The 21,501-nt window shown below is 41.7% G+C and carries 17 protein-coding genes and 1 tRNA gene; 1 reads left to right on the top strand and 17 read right to left on the bottom strand.

Translation table 11 applies throughout. The features are described from left to right. Positions 1-151: 151 nt before the first annotated feature. The 5 genes from htpG to FTU77_RS01180 all read right to left on the bottom strand — a co-directional run bounded on the left by htpG (position 152) and on the right by FTU77_RS01180 (position 5,952). Positions 152-2,071 carry a molecular chaperone HtpG gene (gene htpG / locus FTU77_RS01200; protein ID WP_111885837.1) on the bottom strand — a complete coding sequence of 640 codons (1,920 nt, stop codon included), beginning with the start codon at positions 2,069-2,071 and terminating at the stop codon, positions 152-154. Between the two features lie 117 nt (positions 2,072-2,188). Then, a complete protein-coding gene (locus FTU77_RS01195; protein WP_180054262.1) occupies positions 2,189-2,536 on the bottom strand; it encodes a lysozyme inhibitor LprI family protein in 348 nt (115 codons plus the stop codon). Between the two features lie 156 nt (positions 2,537-2,692). Then, the gene (locus FTU77_RS01190; protein WP_111885838.1) at positions 2,693-3,304 is read right to left on the bottom strand and encodes an OmpW family protein; all 612 of its coding nucleotides are present in this window, start codon (positions 3,302-3,304) and stop codon (positions 2,693-2,695) included. Between the two features lie 307 nt (positions 3,305-3,611). Beyond that, the gene (locus FTU77_RS01185) at positions 3,612-4,979 is read right to left on the bottom strand and encodes a Na+/H+ antiporter family protein (RefSeq protein ID WP_180007047.1); all 1,368 of its coding nucleotides are present in this window, start codon (positions 4,977-4,979) and stop codon (positions 3,612-3,614) included. 97 nt (positions 4,980-5,076) lie between these two features. Continuing rightward, the gene (locus FTU77_RS01180; RefSeq protein ID WP_180054260.1) at positions 5,077-5,952 is read right to left on the bottom strand and encodes an alpha/beta fold hydrolase; all 876 of its coding nucleotides are present in this window, start codon (positions 5,950-5,952) and stop codon (positions 5,077-5,079) included. A 128-nt stretch (positions 5,953-6,080) separates the two neighbouring features. Here FTU77_RS01180 and FTU77_RS01175 point away from each other — a divergent pair, with 128 nt between their 5' ends. Then, a complete protein-coding gene (locus FTU77_RS01175; protein WP_180054258.1) occupies positions 6,081-6,563 on the top strand; it encodes a DUF4442 domain-containing protein in 483 nt (160 codons plus the stop codon). Positions 6,564-6,613: 50 nt separating this feature from the next. On the opposite strand, the gene FTU77_RS01170 is transcribed toward FTU77_RS01175, so the two are convergent. From FTU77_RS01170 to tuf, 12 genes are all read right to left on the bottom strand, one after another. After that, the gene (locus tag FTU77_RS01170; RefSeq protein WP_078192840.1) at positions 6,614-6,970 is read right to left on the bottom strand and encodes a DNA transfer protein p32; all 357 of its coding nucleotides are present in this window, start codon (positions 6,968-6,970) and stop codon (positions 6,614-6,616) included. A 130-nt stretch (positions 6,971-7,100) separates the two neighbouring features. Continuing rightward, positions 7,101-7,643, bottom strand: coding sequence for a hypothetical protein (locus tag FTU77_RS01165; RefSeq protein ID WP_180002852.1), 543 nt, complete (start codon positions 7,641-7,643; stop codon positions 7,101-7,103). Between the two features lie 160 nt (positions 7,644-7,803). Continuing rightward, positions 7,804-12,003, bottom strand: a complete 4,200-nt coding sequence (rpoC, locus tag FTU77_RS01160; RefSeq protein WP_180054256.1) for a DNA-directed RNA polymerase subunit beta' — start codon at positions 12,001-12,003, stop codon at positions 7,804-7,806. 140 nt (positions 12,004-12,143) lie between these two features. After that, the gene (gene rpoB, locus FTU77_RS01155) at positions 12,144-16,232 is read right to left on the bottom strand and encodes a DNA-directed RNA polymerase subunit beta (protein WP_180002850.1); all 4,089 of its coding nucleotides are present in this window, start codon (positions 16,230-16,232) and stop codon (positions 12,144-12,146) included. A 303-nt stretch (positions 16,233-16,535) separates the two neighbouring features. Continuing rightward, a complete protein-coding gene (gene rplL / locus FTU77_RS01150) occupies positions 16,536-16,907 on the bottom strand; it encodes a 50S ribosomal protein L7/L12 (protein WP_078189828.1) in 372 nt (123 codons plus the stop codon). A 48-nt stretch (positions 16,908-16,955) separates the two neighbouring features. Next, positions 16,956-17,462, bottom strand: coding sequence for a 50S ribosomal protein L10 (rplJ, locus tag FTU77_RS01145; protein ID WP_111885844.1), 507 nt, complete (start codon positions 17,460-17,462; stop codon positions 16,956-16,958). Between the two features lie 350 nt (positions 17,463-17,812). Next, positions 17,813-18,508, bottom strand: a complete 696-nt coding sequence (gene rplA, locus FTU77_RS01140; protein ID WP_078189830.1) for a 50S ribosomal protein L1 — start codon at positions 18,506-18,508, stop codon at positions 17,813-17,815. Positions 18,509-18,511: 3 nt separating this feature from the next. Further along, positions 18,512-18,940 carry a 50S ribosomal protein L11 gene (rplK, locus tag FTU77_RS01135; RefSeq protein WP_004868049.1) on the bottom strand — a complete coding sequence of 143 codons (429 nt, stop codon included), beginning with the start codon at positions 18,938-18,940 and terminating at the stop codon, positions 18,512-18,514. A gap of 115 nt (positions 18,941-19,055) precedes the next feature. Next, positions 19,056-19,589 (bottom strand): transcription termination/antitermination protein NusG, encoded by a 534-nt coding sequence (nusG, locus tag FTU77_RS01130; protein WP_078189831.1) that lies wholly within the window; start codon positions 19,587-19,589, stop codon positions 19,056-19,058. A gap of 7 nt (positions 19,590-19,596) precedes the next feature. Then, positions 19,597-20,037, bottom strand: a complete 441-nt coding sequence (gene secE / locus FTU77_RS01125; protein WP_078189832.1) for a preprotein translocase subunit SecE — start codon at positions 20,035-20,037, stop codon at positions 19,597-19,599. A 76-nt stretch (positions 20,038-20,113) separates the two neighbouring features. Continuing rightward, a tRNA-Trp gene (locus FTU77_RS01120) sits at positions 20,114-20,189 on the bottom strand. A 55-nt stretch (positions 20,190-20,244) separates the two neighbouring features. Then, entirely contained in the window at positions 20,245-21,435 is a 1,191-nt protein-coding gene (gene tuf / locus FTU77_RS01115; protein ID WP_078190047.1) for an elongation factor Tu, read from the bottom strand. Between the last annotated feature and the right edge of the window lie 66 nt (positions 21,436-21,501).

Below are 21,501 nucleotides of genomic sequence, written 5' to 3'. Positions count from 1 at the left end.
TAAGATTCCCAACACTTAATGATCGTTATTATAGATTAATTATTTATTTTTAATTTATTTTAAAGATTAAAACATGGACGTTTTTATTCATGTGCTCTATCGAAAAACCAAATAAAAAACCTCCCGAAGGAGGTTCATTTCATATCTACCGTTACTTCAGCAATAAGCTGTTAATCCGTTTGATGTATTGGGCAGGATCTTCGGGTAAACCGCCTTCAGCAATCAACGCTTGATCGAAGATCACATTCGCCAAATCATCAAATTGCGCTGAACCTTCTAATTTTTGTACCAACGGATGGGATGGATTGATTTCCAAGACTGGTTTTGACTCGGGAACCGCTTGTCCTGCTTGTTTTAGCATACGGACCAGTTGCGGTGATAACTCACCCTCAGCCACCACCAAACACGCAGGAGAGTCCACTAAACGTGTTGTTACACGCACTTCAGAGGTCTTATCTTTTAACGCATCCGACAGTTTTTCAACAACAGGTTTAAACTGCTCAGCAGCTTCCTCAAGTGCTTTCTTCTCTTCAGCATCTTGTAGATCACCCAAATCAACTGCACCTTTTGATACATTCTGTAATGGTGTTCCATCAAACTCAAAAACAAATTCCATCGCCCACTCATCCACTCGTTCAGTCATGAGCAGCACTTCGATACCTTTTTTCTTGAACAATTCAAGTTGTGGTGAGTTTTTCGCAGCATTTAAACTATCAGCAGTCACATAGTAAATTGCCTTTTGGCCTTCTTTCATATTGGCTTTATAGTCTGCAAATGATGTTTTCACTTCATCATTATTTGACGAAGCAAAGCGTAATAATTTTAGAATACGCTCACGATTCGCCATGTCTTCGCCTAAGCCTTCTTTTAAGACTGAACCAAACTCAGCGTAGAATTTTGCAAACTTCTCTTGATCAGCAACATCTTCAGATTTCGCCAAACCATCTAGCACCGTTAAAATACGGCGGGCGTTACCTTCACGAATCGTTTTCACGTCGCGACTTTCTTGTAATAATTCACGGCTTACATTAAGTGGTAAGTCTGCGCTATCCACCACACCTTGAACAAAACGTAAATAATTTGGAATCAAATTATCCGCATCATCCATGATAAATACACGTTTCACATAGAGCTTAATTCCTGCTTTAGCTTCACGTGTGAAAATATTGCTTGGTGCGCGAGATGGAATATAAAGTAACTGTGTATATTCCGTACTTCCCTCTACACGGTTGTGTGTCCATGCAAGCGGGGCTTCAAAATCATGGCTCAGGTTTTTATAAAACTCAGTATATTGTTCTTCACTGATCTCATTTTTATTACGCGTCCATAATGCACTTGCTGAGTTAATCGCTTCCCACTCATCCGTCAGTACATATTGACCAGGTTTTGCTTCTTCGCCTTCGGCAGCTTCCTCTTGTTGCCAAACTTCTTTCTGCATCTCAATTGGCAAACTAATATGATCAGAGTATTTATTAATAATCTGCTTAACTTTGTAACGATCTAAATAATCTAAAGCATCCTCGCGTAAATGCAAAATGATGTCGGTTCCACGTGAAGCCTTATCAATTGGCTCTACATCAAACTCACCTGTACCATTACTAACCCAACGTACCCCTTCAGCGGCATTTACCCCAGCACGACGTGATTCCACTGTAATTTTTTCAGCAACAATAAAACCTGAATAGAAGCCCACACCAAATTGACCAATCAATTGTGCATCTGACTTTTGATCACCCGTAAGCTTCGACATAAAATCTTTAGTGCCAGACTTGGCAATCGTACCCAAATGATCAATCGCTTCTTGTTGTGTCATACCAATACCATTATCCGAAATGGTAATTGTCTTCTGCTCTTTATTTAAATGAATACGCACATGTAAATCTGGATCATTTTCATAATATTCAGGATGGTTAATCCCTTCAAAACGTAATTTATCACAGGCATCAGATGCGTTTGATACCAACTCACGAAGGAAAATTTCAGGATTTGAATATAAAGAATGTGTTACTAAATGCAGTAACTGAGCCACTTCCGCTTGGAAGCTGTGTTTTTGAGATTGTTGTTCGCTCATCAGTCTCTCCGTTCATACTGAGTAAAATTATCAATTGCCTATATGAATGGAGGGACTTCACTATTTTTCAATAGTGTGAATGGAAAATTTTTATTCTATCGCACTAAATTTTAAGGTTTAAAAAGGTCCTTGTTTATAAACGCGGTCCATGTAGAGATCCAGTTTTTGCTGCCGCATTTTATATACATCACTTAAACAACTGACATTGTCACGGCACTGATCGCGTAGTTGTAGCCATTTTATTTGTTGATCTTGAATTGCACCACGTGTCCCCATGGGAACCAAATGCCGAATAATCGTATAGGTTGTTGCCATTTTGACATCGGCATCATTAATACTACGGTTATCACAAACCGCATGTTCGGTAATGGTTTTCGCCTTTGTACAGTCAAAACTTGCGGCATAACTTGTCGAAGTAAGATGAGCAATGCCCAAGACCAGCATACCTTGCATAATTTTTTTCATCGTCTTTTCTCTTCATCCAACTTGCTGATTTATTTTGACTCTAACAGTTCCACCTTAATTTTCTATTGCCTATTTGTTCAATTCGATCAACTGATGAATGGAATATTCTGCATAAAAAACCCTGCCTAATGGCAGGGTTTTAAGATCAGTTACAGCTTAGAATTTGTAGCTATAACCAATTGTATACACCATAGGATCGATATCTAAATCAAAAGTTTCGACAACTGTTTGAACTTCAGGCTGGATTTGAGCATAACGTGCATCAAAGAATACGCCCCAGTTTTTAGCATCAGCTGGTTGGTAGTTAAAACCAACTTGGCCAGCAAAACCATAAGACTCTTTCACTTTAACCTTTGTGCCTTCTAGCACACCTGAACCATCTTCATCCCAAGCAACAAATGCTGTACCACCCACACCAATGTAAGGTGTAAAGCCAGTTGAATTTTTAAAGTTATATTTCGCAGTAATTGTTGGTGGAAGATGTTTCAATTTAACACCAGCAACTTTTGAACCCGCAGCTGTTACATCCACATCATGACTAATTGGTGTAGCTAATAGTAATTCAGCTGAAATGTTGTCATTAAAGAAATATTCTACAGACGGTGTAAATGCAAACTCATGATCTGCTTTTACATTTAAAGCACCATTAGCAATATCAGTATCTGCAGTTGGAGCAATTACAGAAGCACCAACTTTAACCTGCCATTGACCAGCCATCGCTGAAGCAGACATACCCAATAATGCAATAAGAGCAGCTTGTTTTAACATTTTAAAGCAACCTTCTAGAATGAATAATTAATATTAAACATTAGTATTAAAATTATGCAACATTATTATTTTATAAATTTTTACATTATTATATAAGTCATTATTAATTATATATATTTATTTTAATCATAGTGCAATGCTTGGTTTTATATTTTCACCGTTATAATTAATTTATTATTCATAATATACCAACCTTTTTAATCAGAATTAATAAAATGAATTATTTTAATCCAACCAAAATCCTCAGGATTAAATAACAAAAAAGGCGATTATATAATCGCCTTTTTTATTTATCTTTGAAAATTTTTTAGAGTACCATTGCGGCAATCCAACCAAAGATCATTAATGGAATATTGTAGTGAATGAAGGTCGGGACCACACTGTCTTTCATGTGGTCATGCTGACCATCCATATTAAGGCCTGATGTTGGGCCTAAAGTTGAGTCTGATGCCGGAGAACCTGCATCTCCTAAAGCTGCTGCTGTACCAATAATGGCAATCGTTGCCGCTGGGCTAAAACCAAATTGAATACAAAGTGGTACATAAATAATGGCCAAAATTGGGATTGTTGAGAATGAAGAACCAATACCTAAGGTAATTAATAGCCCTATCAATAGCATCCAAAATGCAGCTAAACCTCGGCTGTTTCCAATCCATTCAACCGAAGCTTGTACCAGTATTGGTACTTGATTCGTAGCCTCAATCACAGATGCAAAGCCCTGCGCAGAAATCATAATGAAACCAACCAGTGCCATCATGCGCATACCACTGATAATGACATCATCGGCTTCTTTCCACTTAAAAATACCTGCACAGCTTAAGATCGCAACACCAACCAGACCCGCCAAAATCATCGACTCAGATATGACTTGAACAGAAAGCGTAGCAACCACTGCAACCGCAGCCATAATCAAAGTAAATTTAGCGACTTGTGGTTTACCATTTTCATCTGCTTTTACATCAGATGAGATGGTGTGCTGTGATTCCTTAACCTGAACGTCAGCATACTCTCGTGGTTTACGGTAGCTATAAAAAACAGCAATTAATAAGCCAACAAACATCCCAAATACTGGAATTGCCATAGCAGTTGGAATTTGATCATAGCTGATGTTGAAACCGTATGGCTTACCAAAGGTATTGATGTTTTGACCTAAAATATCATTAAGGAAAATAGCACCAAAACCAAAAGGTACCAGCATATAAGTCGCCACAAGACCAAAAGTCAGAACACAAGCAATCAAACGACGGTCAAGTTTTAAATGATTAAATACGCTGAGTAATGGTGGAATTAATACTGGAATAAATGCAATGTGCACTGGAATCACGTTTTGTGAACATACGGCGGCTAAAGCGATAGTAGCGAAAATTACGTATTTCACGCGATTCTGGGCTTTCACATTACTGTTACCTTTGAGTTTAGTAATGAGTTGATAAGCCAGTAAATCTGGCAAACCTGAACGCGCAAGTGCCAAAGCAAATGCCCCCAACACGCCATAAGCAAGTGCGATTTGAGCACCGTTGCCTAAGCCACTATTAAACGCTTCGATGGTGCCATGAATACCAAGACCAGCTAACAAGCCACCTGTTACTGCACCAATGATCAGCGCAAATACAACAGGCACGCGTGCCAGCGACAGTCCAAACATGACTGTAATTGCGGCAAGAATAGCAAACATAAGAAAAAAGGGAGTCTGACAAAAAAACCGTATTTTATCAGAATTTGCTCGCTATTTAGCCCCCTATCGATGAAACTGCCACTGTTGAACGATTTACTTAAAACTGCTGTGATTGCGCAAATTGAGCGATGTAACTTGCAATTTTTTCGGGTTGGCTCAGCACGGCCCAATGATTGGCATTGACTTCAACTACAGATAAATCTTCAACCCAATTAGGTAATTCTTTAATGTAATCTGGACTGACAAAATTATCATGTTTCAACACAATCGCTTGTACAGGACAGACGGCATGACGTTGTCTAGGCTGAGTTAAGCGGGGAATAAAATTAGCACGGTAAAGCGCAATACCGTGTTTACCATCATGCTGAATATTATGATTCAAAGGCAATTCTTGAGTACGTTCTAAATCATTCACAATTTTTCCCCAACGTTCAGCATTCAAAAAATGCCACGCGGTCGGTGCCAAAAATGGTAATTGGAATACCCCGATGTACCATGACTTACTTAATAATTTGAGTAATTTTTTCTGCTGATGCTTAAAGCTATTTCTGAGCAAAAATGCCGCATGATCCAAACATGGCCCAGAAATAGTTGAATAAGACAAAATACGTGAGCGAAATTTTGGCTCAGTCACCGATTCCCAAGATTGGATAGAGCCCCAATCATGCGCGGCCAAATGAAAACTACGCTCGCCTAATACCGCTTGCGTCACACTATCTAAATCAAGTGAAAGTTGTTCTAAACGGTAATCTCGTACTTTACGGGGCACAGATGACTGCCCTGCACCTCGCACGTCATAGCACACAATATAAAATTCAGAACCAAGATGTTCAATAACCGGTTCCCATACTTCCTGATTATCAGGATAACCATGAACCAAAACCAATGCCGGCTTAGTTTCATCACCCCATGTCTTCACATAGAGCCGTTGTTGATCTGCGGTATTCACCCATTGCGTATTTAGTGGTTGCATTCTTCTTGTCCTTTTATCGATTCCATCGAATTGACGTTTTATTTGTGAACATGGGCAATGTGATCAATGCCGCAGTTTGGAAACTCATTTAGTATGCAAAGTTCAGCATAAAAAAAAATTGACCCAGTATGAGCATAATCCAGAAAATAATGACAATGCCTATTGTCTCTAAATTCTTACTCAATCATTATGCCCCTTATAAAGGTGCTGGCATTTCGATTGATAAAATTGATCTCGCCAATTATCACATTCGCGTCAAAATGCCATTAACTCGAAAAAATCAAAATATTGTCGGTGTACATTTTGGCGGTAGTCTATATTCAATGGTTGACCCATTTTATATGTTGATTTTGATGCATCACCTTGGCTCACGTTATATCGTGTGGGACAAAGCGGCAAATATCCAATTTTTATCTCCCGGGCGTGGAACGGTATACGCCGACATCCAGCTCGACCCAAATGAAATCAATCATATTAAAAACTTAGCAGATAACCACGCACCTGTTTTACGGAACTATAGCTTAAATATTTTTGATGAAGCAGGCTTACGTATCGCTGAAATTCAAAAAACGCTATACATTCGTCGCAAACAACCCCGTCCACGCAAATAAAAAAGGCGCTTATCTTTAAGCGCCTTTTCATTCAATTTTAGCGGATTGGATTAGCGATTTTGCTCAATTGCAGCACCTGCGCCACCACCGATTGCACCACCAATCGCAGCACCGGTGTTACCACCAAAGATACTTTTACCGACTGCAGAACCAATCGCACCACCTACACCACTATATGTGGCATTTCGGTTTGAACCGTTTTGAGTTTTACTACCGACAGCTGCACCAGCACCACCACCAACGGCTGCACCTACACCACCACCGACGTTATTACCCACACCACCACCAATGGCACCACCTAAAGCTGCAGCACCAATACGTTGTTCATTTGGCGACATGCTTTCACAACCAGCAAGCATTAGGGTCGACATCATCGCGACTGCGCATACGCTCATTACTTTTTTCATTGTGATGTACCTTGTCTTCTTCAATACCTATGATTCTAAAACCATTATATGAAACAATTAAACATAGCTTGTTACGGCTTGGAGCATAAATGCTGCATTTTGTAAAAAACCACGCCTAATCGCTCACGAATCACTCAGGGTTTTCATCCAAAATCATCAAATCTTTTGTTGTTTCACCATTTTCAGTCAGCACAGCATGAGAGAGTTTGGCTTTGCTTTCTGGATCTGTTACCTGATCTAGTTTTAGCGTGCGTTTAATCGGTTCCTGCCCTTTCTTAAACTCTACACCTTCTGCATCAATATTGGTGTTTTGACGAATAATCTGACCGTCCTGCTTCACCGTAGTCTTGGTTTCAATTTTAGAAGTCGGGATGATGACACCACCACGTTGTACTACTGGAATCGATAATTTCTTTTCAGAAAAATCACTTTGGTGATCTGAAAGTTCAATTTCACGTGCCACGATATCCTGACCTTTATTGGTCATTTCTAACACTGTTGCAGTTACTTGGCGTACAGGTTCTTGACCTGCAACACGGCGAATCACTTCTGTTTTTAGTACTGGAACTACAGCTTTATCTTCTACCACAATCGAATTGGGCATAGGTGCAGCAATCGCTGTCAATGAGCTGAATAATGCAGAAACTGCGAATAATTGCTGTGTGAATTTCATCAAAAGACCCCGTTATGTTTAAGTTTAAAAATCAAGAGATTTGTTATGTTCTATTTTTACTATAGGAAATATTTCAATATTAGGAAAGCTTTAATTTTCAATTCATCCACATAAAAAAAGCCACCCGAAGGTGGCTTTTTTGGAATGATTTAAGGGCTAATTAAAGACCGTTAAATTCATCGCTAAATGCTTGGCTTAACGCTTGATCTACATCAGAGAAGTCATTGTGAAGCTCAAGCTCTGCAGCTTCAGACTCTTGACGACGACGTTCTAAGTGGTATGCCAAACCTGTACCCGCTGGGATCAGACGGCCTACAACCACGTTTTCTTTCAGACCACGTAATTCATCTTCTTTACCTGTTACAGCAGCTTCAGTTAACACACGAGTTGTTTCCTGGAACGATGCAGCAGAAATGAACGAGTCAGTAGAAAGCGACGCTTTGGTAATACCCATCAATTGACGTTCAAACTTCGCTGGGAACTTGTTCTGAGCTGCCACAGCTTGGTTTTCTTGAACAACGCGGATGTATTCCACTTGCTCGCCTTTGATGAAGCTTGTATCACCACCGTCAGTGATTTCAACTTTACGAAGCATTTGACGTACGATCACTTCAATGTGCTTGTCGTTGATTTTTACACCTTGCAGACGGTATACGTCCTGAACTTCGTTCACGATGTAGTTTGTCAGTGCAACTTCGCCTTTCAAACGTAAGATGTCGTGTGGGTTTTGCGGACCATCAGAAATGGTTTCACCACGGTTCACATGCTCGCCTTCGAACACGTTAATCGTACGCCATTTCGGAATTAGCTCTTCGTAAATCTCAGAGCCATCATCCGGAGTAATCACAAGACGGTTCTTACCTTTGGTCTCTTTACCGAAGCTTACGATACCTGAAATTTCAGCAAGGATCGCGTGTTCTTTCGGTTTACGTGCTTCGAACAAGTCAGCTACGCGTGGAAGACCACCGGTAATATCACGAGTACGTGAAGATTCTTGTGGTACACGACCAATTACGTCACCGACACCAATTGTTTCGCCATCACGAACAGTCAGAATCGTATTTTGTGGCAAGAAGTAGAACTGTTCGCCACCATCAGTTGTATCCAATACAACCGCTGGACGCATATCTTTACCTGACGCAGGACGTGAAGTCACTGGTAAGATTTCGATTGTAGTCATACCTGTTGCATCATCAGTTTTCGATGTCACAGTTACGCCATCAGCGATTTGGCTGAAACGCACTTTACCTGCAACTTCGGTAACAAGTGGATGTGTATGCGGATCCCAAGTCGCTACGATACCGCTAGCTTCCACAGCTTCGCCATCTTTAATGATGATTGAAGCACCGTATGGAATTTTGTAACGTTCGCGTTCACGACCGATGTCATCTGCGATACCGATTTCACCTGAACGTGAAGTTGATACCAAGTGACCTTTAGCGTGTTGTACTGTTTTCACATTGTGGAAACGTACTGTACCTTTGTTACGAACTTGTACGCTGTTAGCAGCAGAAGTTCGGCTCGCAGCACCACCTACGTGGAACGTACGCATTGTTAACTGTGTACCTGGCTCGCCAATTGATTGAGCAGCCATTACACCCACAGATTCACCTGGATTCACCAAGTGACCGCGAGCAAGGTCACGACCGTAACATTTCGCACATACACCGAAAGTAGATTCACAGTTTACAACTGAACGTACTTTCACTTCATCGACACCTTGCTCTTCTAAGTAGTTTGCAAGTTTTTCGTCGATTAAAGTATTACGTGGAAGAATCACATCATCCGAACCTGGTTTCTTCGCATCTTCAGCAAGTACACGACCCAATACTCGAGTACCTAAGTTCTCGATGACATCGCCACCTTGAATGAACGGAGTCATTACAAGACCGTCGAAAGTACCACAATCTGGCTCAGTAATTACCAAGTCTTGTGCAACGTCAACCAAACGACGAGTCAAGTAACCTGAGTTCGCAGTTTTCAATGCAGTATCGGCCAAACCTTTACGTGCACCGTGTGTTGAAATGAAGTACTGAAGTACAGTCAAACCTTCACGGAAGTTTGCTTTAATTGGTGTTTCAATGATCGAACCATCTGGTTTCGCCATCAAACCACGCATACCCGCTAACTGACGAATCTGAGCTGCCGAACCACGGGCACCTGAGTCAGACATCATATAGATCGAGTTGAATGATTTTTGTTTCTCGTCTTCACCCTGTTTGTTTTTAACAGTAGTGAAAGATAAGTTGTCCATCATCGCTTTCGCTACTTGGTCGTTTGTACGCGCCCAAATATCGACAACTTTGTTATAACGTTCGCCGGCAGTTACGAAACCTTGTTCAAATTGTTGTTCAATTTCGCGAACTTCAACTTCAGCTTTTTCGATAATTGCTTGTTTTTGTGGCGGAATCAACATGTCTTCCATACCAACAGACACACCTGAGTGAGTCGCTTGACGGAAGCCCAAGTACATCAATTGGTCAGCGAAGATAACAGTATCTTTTAGACCTAATTTACGATAGCAAGAGTTGATCAATTTAGAGATGTTCTTTTTCGTCATCTCAACGTTGATTTGTTGGAAATCCATACCTTCAGGTACAACTTCCCAAAGTAAACAACGACCTGGAGTTGTGTCTACAACAATGGTTTGTTGTTCACGGTTACCATTTTCGTCAATGACAGTTTGGTGTACACGTGCTTTTACGCGAGCGTGTAAATCAACTTGACCTGTTGCAAGTGCACGGTTTACTTCGTCAGTATCCGCAAACACCATGCCTTCACCTTTGGCATTGATCGCATCACGAGTGATGTAGTACAAGCCTAAGACAACGTCCTGAGAAGGTACGATGATTGGCTCACCGTTCGCAGGAGAAAGAATGTTGTTTGTTGACATCATTAACGCACGAGCTTCTAACTGAGCTTCAAGTGTTAATGGTACGTGTACCGCCATTTGGTCACCGTCGAAGTCGGCGTTAAATGCCGCACAAACTAACGGATGAAGACGGATTGCTTTACCTTCAATCAGGGTTGGTTCAAATGCTTGAAGACCCAAACGGTGAAGTGTAGGCGCACGGTTCAACATCACTGGATGTTGACGAATTACGTGAGCAAGTACATCCCAAACTTCTGGAGTTTCACGCTCAACCATTTTTTTCGCAGCTTTAATGGTTGTCGCTTGGCCAGACGCTTGTAGTTTCGCGAAAATGAATGGTTTGAATAATTCAAGCGCCATTTTTTTCGGAAGACCACATTGGTGCAGACGTAAAGTTGGACCTACAGTAATTACCGAACGACCAGAGTAATCGACACGTTTACCCAATAAGTTTTGACGGAAACGACCTTGTTTACCTTTGATCATGTCTGCCAAAGATTTAAGAGGACGTTTGTTCGAACCGGTAATTGCGCGACCACGACGACCGTTATCAAGCAATGCATCTACAGACTCTTGTAACATACGTTTTTCGTTACGTACGATAATGTCTGGTGCTGCAAGGTCTAGAAGACGTTTTAAACGGTTGTTACGGTTGATTACACGACGGTAAAGATCGTTCAAGTCAGAAGTCGCAAAACGACCACCTTCTAGAGGAACCAACGGACGAAGATCAGGTGGAAGTACTGGAAGTACATTCATCACCATCCATTCTGGCTTGTTGTTCGACTCTTTGAACGCTTCCATCAATTTCAGACGTTTAGAGGCTTTTTTCAGCTTCGTTTCTGAAGTTGTATTTGGAATTTCTTCACGAAGACGTGAAATTTCAGCTTCAAGATCGATGTCTTTCAACAAATCTTGAACTGCTTCTGCACCCATTTTCGCAGTGAATTCATCACCGTGTTCTTCTAAAGCCGTGAAGTATTCTTCATCGTTTAGAAGTTGGTATTTCTCAAGTGGAGTCATACCTGGGTCAGTTACAACGTATGATTCGAAATACAATACACGTTCGATATCACGTAAAGTCATGTCTAAAAGCAGACCAATACGGCTAGGAAGTGATTTTAAGAACCAAATATGCGCAACTGGAGAAGCAAGGTCAATATGACCCATACGCTCACGACGTACTTTTGCAGTTGTTACTTCAACGCCACATTTTTCACAAATGACGCCCTTGTATTTCATACGCTTGTATTTACCACACAAGCATTCGTAATCTTTTACTGGACCAAAGATTTTGGCACAGAATAAACCATCACGTTCAGGTTTGAACGTACGGTAGTTAATGGTTTCAGGCTTTTTAACTTCACCATGAGACCACGACTTAATCATTTCTGGTGACGCAAGACCAATACGGATGCGATCAAACTCTACAGGAGCATGACCGTCTGAATCCGTCTTTTTGCGCATGATATCGAGCAAGTCTTTCAATTTTTTTCTCCGTGTGTTGTGGAGATTTTCACTTCACAACTGGGTCACAAATATTGTTTTTTAACTGAGAAATCCCCCTTGCCCCTCTTGATTAAAGAGGTGAGAAGCACTGCTTCGCAAGGGAGATTCAATGGAGCTAATTAGTCACCATTTTTCAGTTCAATGTTGATACCTAAAGAACGGATCTCTTTGGTCAATACGTTGAACGATTCAGGCATACCTGGGTCCATGTAATGGTTACCATCTACAATGTTCTTATAGATACGGGTACGACCTTCAACGTCATCCGACTTCACAGTAAGCATTTCTTGAAGTGTGTATGCTGCACCGTAAGCTTCGAGTGCCCATACTTCCATCTCACCGAAACGCTGACCACCGAATTGTGCTTTACCACCAAGCGGTTGCTGCGTTACTAGAGAGTAAGAACCAGTAGAACGCGCATGCATCTTGTCGTCAACCAAGTGGTTCAGTTTCAACATGTACATGTAACCTACAGTTACTGGACGGTCAAAACGTTCACCTGTACGACCATCATACAATACTGTTTGACCAGTACGTGAAATGCCACCAAGTTCTAACAATTCTTTAATTTGTGATTCTTCAGCACCATCAAATACTGGTGTTGCTAAAGGAACACCTTTACGCAAGTTACCTGAAAGCACCAAGATTTCTTCATCAGTCAAGCTATCAAGATCTTCTTGTTCGCCACCAACTTTGTTGTAAATCTTGTCTAAGAAATCACGAAGCTCAAGTACAGTACGTTGCTCTTTCATCATCTTGTCGATTTGATCGCCAAGACCTTTAGCTGCCATACCTAAGTGAGTTTCAAGAATCTGACCCACGTTCATACGTGATGGTACACCCAGTGGGTTAAGTACAACATCAACTGGAACACCGTTTGCATCGTGTGGCATGTCTTCTACAGGTAAGATGTTAGATACAACACCTTTGTTACCGTGACGACCCGCCATTTTATCACCCGGTTGGATGCGACGTTTTACAGCCAAGTAAACTTTAACAACTTTCAATACGCCAGTTGTCAGTTCATCACCTGTAGAAAGTTTGCGTTTTTTCTCTGCAAATTTCTCGTCAATTTCAAGGCTCTTCTCTTTCAAGAACACTTGAATTTGAGTTAAACGTTCAGCAATCGCTTCGTCGACTGGTTGGATTTCAATAAGATCAACCAACTCAAGACCAGACAATAACTCTTCAGTTAATTTGTCACCGCGTTTAGTTGTACCGCCACCGTTAGATTCTTGACCTTTCAATAGACGAACAATACGTTCACGAGCCGCTTCTTCGAAGATTTTGTATTCTTCTTTCAAGTCTTTACGGTAAGCATCAAGTTGTGCTTTCTCAATTGCTTGAGCACGTTCGTCTTTTTCAAGACCGTCACGTGTAAATACTTGAACGTCAATTACAGTACCTTTCACAGATGAAGATACGCGTAATGAAGAGTCTTTTACGTCAGCCGCTTTTTCACCGAAGATTGCACGAAGCAATTTTTCTTCCGGAGTTAACTGCGTTTCACCTTTAGGCGTTACTTTACCGACAAGAATGTCACCCGCAGTAACTTCAGCACCGATATAAACGATACCTGATTCATCCAATTTAGAAAGTGCAGCTTCACCCACGTTCGGGATATCCGCTGTAATTTCTTCAGCACCCAATTTGGTATCACGTGCAACACATGAAAGCTCTTGGATGTGGATAGACGTTAAACGATCTTCTTGAAGTACACGCTCTGAAAGTAAGATCGAGTCTTCGTAGTTATAACCGTTCCAAGTCATGAACGCTACACGCATGTTTTGACCCAATGCCAATTCACCGCCATCTGTTGATGGACCATCAGCAAGAACGTCACCACGTGCAACTTTGTCACCTAAACGTACAACAACGTTTTGGTTGATACATGTATTTTGGTTCGAACGGGTGTATTTGATCAGGTTGTAGATATCTACACCTGCTTCGCCTGCCACCATCTCTTCTTCGTTTACACGAATAACGACACGAGAAGCATCAACGAACTCAATACGACCACCACGTTTCGCAAGTACACACACACCCGAGTCATGCGCTACGTTTGCTTCCATACCTGTACCAACAAGCGGTTTGTCAGCACGTAATGTAGGAACAGCCTGACGCTGCATGTTTGAACCCATCAATGCACGGTTGGCATCATCGTGTTCAAGGAACGGAATAAGTGATGCCGCTACAGATACCACCTGCTGAGCAGATACATCCATATGCGTTACTTTTTCTGGTGGAATACGTACGAATTCACCTTGGTGACGTACAGATACGAATTCTTCAGTTAAGTTACCGTCTTTATCGATACCAGAATCGGCCTGTGCAATCACAGTACCTACTTCTTCAATCGCAGAAAGGTATTCAACGTCATCCGTTACACGACCATCAACAACTTTACGGTATGGAGTTTCCAAGAAACCGAAGTTATTACATTTCGCATAAACAGAAAGTGAGTTGATCAAACCAATGTTTGGACCTTCAGGAGTCTCAATTGGACATACACGACCGTAGTGAGTTTGATGTACGTCACGTACTTCGAAGCCCGCACGTTCACGAGTCAAACCACCTGGGCCCAATGCTGATACACGACGTTTGTGTGTAATTTCAGACAATGGGTTGTTTTGGTCCATGAACTGAGACAACTGGCTTGAACCAAAGAATTCTTTGATTGCCGCAGCAACTGGTTTCGCATTGATTAAATCTTGCGGAGACAAGTTATCAGTTTCAGCTTGAGATAAACGTTCTTTAACAGCACGTTCAACACGAACTAGACCAACACGGAATTGGTTTTCTGTCATTTCACCAACAGAACGAACACGACGGTTACCCAAGTGATCGATATCGTCGACTTCACCTTTACCGTTGCGGATTTCAACTAATGTTTTCAATACATCAGTGATGTCTTCGTTCGAAAGAATGCCTTCAACTTCACGAGACTTCTGATCCGTACCCACTTCGTAAGGACGACCCAAACGACGGTTGAACTTCATACGACCTACTGGTGATAAGTCATAACGTTCAGAAGAGAAGAACAAGTTGTTGAATAAGTTTTCAGCAGCTTCTTTTGTTGGTGGCTCACCCGGACGCATCACTTTGTAGATTTCTACAAGTGCTTCTTCACGACCAGTTGTAGTATCTGCACGTAAAGAATCCGCAATGAATGGACCACGGTCGATATCATTGGTATAAAGTACGTTGAATTGTTTAACGCCGCCTTCAGCCAATTTCACCATAATTTCATGGCTAAGCACGGTATTTGCCGCAACAACTTCGCCATCACGTAACGTTACATCTTCAGCAACAATACGTTCATATAGGTATTCATCAGGAACAGAAAGTTTTTCAAGACCTGCTGCTTCCATTTGACGAACATGGCGCGCGTTAATACGTTTACCTTGTTCAACAATTGTTTTACCGTCTGTACCCACGATATCAAACTGTGCCATTTCGCCACGTAGACGTTCTGGAACCAAGTCAATTTGATAGCTACCCATATCAAGATATACAGGTACTTTTTCGTAGAACATGTCTAGGATTTGTTCGTTGTTATAACCCAAGGCACGAAGCACAACAGTCGCAAGTAATTTACGACGACGGTCAATACGAACATAGACAAGATCTTTTGCATCGAATTCAAAGTCTAGCCATGAACCACGGTAAGGAATGATACGAGCAGAATAAAGAACTTTACCGCTAGAGTGAGTTTTGCCTTTATCGTGGTCAAAGAATACACCTGGTGAACGGTGTAATTGAGATACGATTACACGCTCAGTACCATTGATTACAAAGGTACCATTGTCTGTCATAAGTGGCATTTCACCCATGTAGACTTCTTGCTCACGCACATCTTTGATTGTTTTAGTTTCGCGATCTTTAATGATCAGACGAATTTTTACACGCATTGGCGCCGCATAAGTTGAGCCACGAAGAATACATTCGCGCACATCAAATTCAGGCTTACCAAGACTATACTCAACAAATTCTAAAGCAGCATTGCCAGAATAACTTTCAATAGGAAAAACTGAACGAAATGCGGCTTGGAGACCGATATCTTCGCGGTTTTTTGGAGTTTTGCCGTCTTGAAGGAAAGTTCGGTACGAGTCGACTTGAATCGCGAGCAAGTACGGAACATCCATTACCTTGGGCAATTTACCAAAATTCTTACGGATCCGTTTCTTTTCGGTATATGAGTATGCCATCTGGAGTCCTCGGAAAGTAAACTAAGTCCGCCTGCAGAACGAACTTAGAAGGAATTACGCAGGCCGATATGGCCACCACTTTCACAAATGCTGCAATTTTTAGTGGTATTAAAACGCTTAACAATATTTTTTACTGAAAAATATTGGTAAGCGTTTGGTTTTATAAATTATTTTTAATTTGTATGATTTTTATATCATGCAAACAAAAATCGAGCCGATTATTGTAACGCAAAAAGGCTGATGACCCAAGGGCCACCAGCCATTTTTTGGAGCCGATTATAAAAAAATCGACTCCCCTTAAGATTACTTAAGTGTAACTGTAGCACCAGCTTCTTCAAGTTTTTTCTTAAGTTCTTCGCCTTCTTCTTTAGAAACGCCTTCTTTAAGAACTGAAGGAGCGCTTTCAACAAGATCTTTAGCTTCTTTAAGACCAAGGCCAGTAGCTTCACGAACTGCTTTAATTACAGCAACTTTGTTAGCACCGAAAGAAGTCAACTCAACGTTGAATTCTGATTGTTCTTCAGCAGCAGCACCAGCAGCGCCAGGAGCAGCAGCAACTGCTACAGCAGCAGCAGATACGTTGAATTTTTCTTCGAAAGCAGAAATAAGTTCAACAAGTTCAAGAACAGTTTTTTCAGCAACTGCGTTTAAGATTTCTTCGTTTGTTAAAGCCATGAGAGTAACTCCAAATGGGTATTGAATGGTGTGTAAATTGATTTAAGCTTAAGCAGCTTCTGACTCGTTTTTCTCTTTGAGCGCTGTAATAAGGCGACCCAATTTCGAAATAGGAGCTTGAAGAACGTTTGCAAGCATAGTAAGCGCTTTCTCTTGGTTTGGAAGGTTCGCGATAACGCTAACTTCAGCACCTTGATAAACTTTACCGTCAAATGCAGCAGCTTTAAGTTCAAATGCTTTATTAGTTTTAGCAAATTCTTCGAACAAACGAGCAGCTGCGCCCATGTCGTCTTCAGAAGTTGAGAAAGCTAAGATTGTTGGGCCAACAAGGTTGTCGCTCAAGATATTGAATTGAGTATCTTGAAGAGCACGTTTAGCCAAAGTGTTACGAACTACGCGAGTAGCAACACCTAGTTTACGAGCTTCAACACGTAGAGCAGTTAATTGCTCAACAGTTAAACCTTGATAGTCAGCAACAACAGCAGCATACGCAGTAGAAGCAACTTCAGTTACTTCAGCTACGATCTGTTTTTTGCCTTCGATAAGAAGAGCCATTGTAAAACCTCCTAACGGTGATTTATGCACCTATACAGATGCACTCCCAATTCGTTAGCTCATCACTGAACCAACACGCGGAGGAGGAACAAATCACACCACCGCGTCTACTCAGGCTGGGCTATTAAGAAGAAAGCATAAAACTCCCCTCGCCTGAGGTCTTTGACGCTGATAAATCTAAATTTATCAATTCAAAGTTTGCCTGAGGGGCGATCAGCAAAGTACCGCTTTGCCGACCCGCAAGACGAGAAACTATGCTTCGAGTGAAGCAAATATCTTTTCTTGCGTAAAAATCAAAGCAGCGCTTTGATTTTTACTCAGGGCTTTAAAATTCTGTAATAAGTCGAAACTTATTTAGAAACGTTTGCTACATCAACAACAAGACCAGGACCCATAGTTGAGCTTAAAGTGATCTTTTGGATGTAAACACCTTTAGAAGTAGCAGGTTTTGCTTTCTTAAGGTCAGCTACAAGAGCTTCAACGTTTGAACGAACAGCTTCAGCAGTGAAACCTACTTGACCGATCGCAGCGTGGATAATACCCGCTTTGTCTACACGGTAACGTGCTTGACCAGCTTTCGCGTTTTTAACAGCAGAAGCTACGTCAGGAGTTACAGTACCCACTTTAGGGTTTGGCATTAAGCCACGTGGACCAAGAATCGTACCTAACTTACCAACAACGCGCATTGCATCCGGAGCTGCAATTACTACATCAAAGTCAAGGTTACCCGCTTGGATGCTTTCAGCAAGGTCATCAAAACCAACAACGTCCGCGCCTTCAGCTTTAGCAGCTTCAGCAGCAGCGCCTTGAGCAAACACAGCTACACGTACAGTTTTACCAGTACCTGCAGGAAGTGTAGTCGCGCCACGAACAACTTGGTCAGATTTACGAGGATCAACACCTAGGTTTACAGCAACATCCAAAGATTCTTTGAATTTTACTGCTGGAAGGCCGTTAAGAACTGCAACTGCTTCTTCCAAAGTGTAAACTTTGTTAGCTTCAACAGCAGCAACAATGGCTTTTTGACGTTTAGTTAATTTAGCCATGTCTTATAGCTCCACTTCCAAGCCCATAGAACGCGCAGAACCAGCAATGGTACGTACACGTGCGTCTAAATCAGCACCAGTAAGATCTGGTTCTTTAGTAGTCGCAATTTCTTCTAATTGAGCGCGAGTCAACTTACCAACTTTAGTTTTGTTAGGTACAGCTGAACCCTTTTGGATGCCCGCAGCTTTCTTAAGAAGAATCGCAGCAGGAGGAGTTTTCATGATGAATGTGAACGACTTGTCGTTGTACACAGTGATCACTACTGGAATTGGAAGACCAGCTTCAACTTTTTGTGTCGCAGCATTGAATTCTTTACAGAATGCCATGATGTTAACACCACGTTGACCTAGTGCAGGACCAATCGGTGGAGATGGATTTGCTTTACCAGCTGGAACTTGCAGCTTGATATAGCCGTCAATCTTCTTAGCCATTTCAATTACCTCTGGGTACTAACGCCGCTAGGCTCCCCATACATATAAGTAACGATACCGTTACAACAACAATGCCCGACTCATAACAAATCGGGCGTTTATCAACCAAGTTAAATTAAACCGATTTTTCGACTTGGCGAAATTCCAGCTCAACCTGAGTTGGTCGATTAAATACATTAATCGTCAACGTTAAACGTGACTTATCGTATAGAACTTCTTCCACCACGCCTTTAAAATCGGTGAATGGACCGTCAATTACGAGTAATTCTTCACCTGGTTCAAACATCGTCTTAGGACGAGGTGCTTCGCCAGTATTGCGTACACGTGCAAGAATCGCATCAGCTTCTTTTTGCGTAATTGGTGCAGGTTTTTCTGCAGTACCACCAATGAAACCTAATACTTTTGGACATTCTTTAACAATGTGCCAAGTTTCATCATTCATTTCCATTTCGACTAACACATAGCCTGGAAAGAATTTACGCTCAGATTTACGTTTCTTACCATCCTTCATTTCCACTACTTCTTCAGTAGGGACAAGGACTTCACCAAAGCTATCGGCTACAGCGCTACGCTGGATTCGATCATTAAGTGAGCGTAACACTTGTTTTTCATAGCCTGAATAGGCATGAATAATGTACCAACGTTTCATAGCTCTCTTACCCGATAATAAACTTCATTAACCAGCTCAAAGCATAGTCAAAGCACCATAATAAAATAGATGCCACTAAGACTACCGCAAGTACCTGCCAAGATGTGGTCATGGTCTCTTGCTTGGTTGGCCAAGTCACTCGACGTAACTCAATTCGAGCATCTTTCAACAATCGAACAAAGCCTTTGCCTTGATGGGTGGCGTATAATAAACCTAAAGCCACGATGATACAAGCCAAAATTACCCCAACACGGACCCAGACATCATTCGCTGGTGCCCAGTATGCTGGCAAATGTTGATTCACCATCATAGAACTACCGAGTAAAATCAACGCGATAACCCACAGAACATAGTCTAAAGGGGAACCAGAATTAACAACTTCAGCAGGATTATTTCTTTGAGGAATTGGCGCGTCGCTTAATGCGTCACGCGATTTATCATTCGACATTTTTGTACTCGTCGTAGGATTCGCGACTTATTATATGACCAGTTGAGCCAGCATCAAGCTTCTTTTTAAAAAAATTTGGCAGGCCAGGAGGGACTCGAACCCCCAACATTCGGTTTTGGAGACCGACGCTCTACCAATTGAACTACTGACCTGCAGAGCAAATCGAGAGTCGAAACTCTCGATCTGTACAAAGATAACTGTATTATATTATGCAGTTACTTTAGAAACAACACCCGCACCAACTGTACGACCACCTTCACGGATCGCGAAGCGTAAGCCAGCGTCCATTGCGATTGGGTGGATTAATTCTACTGACATTTCTACATTGTCACCAGGCATAACCATTTCTACGCCTTCTTTAAGCGCGATCGCACCAGTTACGTCAGTTGTACGGAAGTAGAACTGTGGACGGTAACCGTTAAGGAATGGAGTATGACGACCACCTTCGTCTTTAGAAAGTACGTATACTTCTGCGTCGAATTTAGTATGCGGTTTGATTGTACCTGGTTTAGCAAGTACTTGACCACGTTGAACGTCTTCACGTTTAGTACCACGTAGAAGAACACCACAGTTCTCGCCCGCACGACCTTCGTCAAGAAGTTTACGGAACATTTCTACGCCAGTTACAGTTGTTTTAACTGTATCTTTAATACCAACGATTTCAACTTCTTCGCCTACTTTCACGATACCAGTTTCAACACGGCCAGTTACTACTGTACCACGACCTGAAATTGAGAATACATCTTCGATTGGCATAAGGAATGCAAGGTCGATAGCACGTTCTGGCTCTGGAATGTAAGAGTCAAGAGCTTCAACAAGAGCAACTACTGCGTCTTCGCCGTATTGACCAGCTTCACCATTAAGCGCTGCAAGAGCAGAACCACGGATTACTGGGGTGTCGTCGCCTGGGAAGTCATAAGTAGAAAGAAGTTCACGAACTTCCATTTCTACTAATTCAAGAAGCTCTTCGTCATCAACAAGGTCGCATTTGTTTAAGAATACAACGATGTAAGGTACACCTACCTGACGAGAAAGAAGGATGTGTTCACGAGTTTGTGGCATTGGACCATCAGTCGCAGCACATACAAGGATCGCACCATCCATTTGCGCAGCACCAGTAATCATGTTTTTAACATAATCGGCGTGACCTGGGCAGTCTACGTGAGCGTAGTGACGGATTGGAGAATCGTATTCTACGTGTGAAGTATTAATTGTAATACCACGTGCTTTTTCTTCTGGTGCAGAGTCGATTGCAGCGTAATCTTTCGCTTCACCGCCGAATTTTTTTGCACATACAGTTGCAATTGCAGCTGTTAAAGTCGTTTTACCATGGTCAACGTGACCGATTGTGCCCACGTTAACGTGTGGCTTATTACGTTCAAACTTAGCCTTAGCCATGCTTTTCTTCCTCGTTTACGTCGAACACAATTCTGAGTAAAACCCAGCTCCGACATATCGCCTAAA

Origin of the sequence: Acinetobacter sp. YH12142 (assembly GCF_013418435.1) — a bacterium.
GTDB lineage: Bacteria > Pseudomonadota > Gammaproteobacteria > Pseudomonadales > Moraxellaceae > Acinetobacter > Acinetobacter amyesii.
The sequence above is the reverse complement of the archived record's forward strand: the minus strand, read 5'-3'. Positions and strand labels throughout refer to the sequence as shown.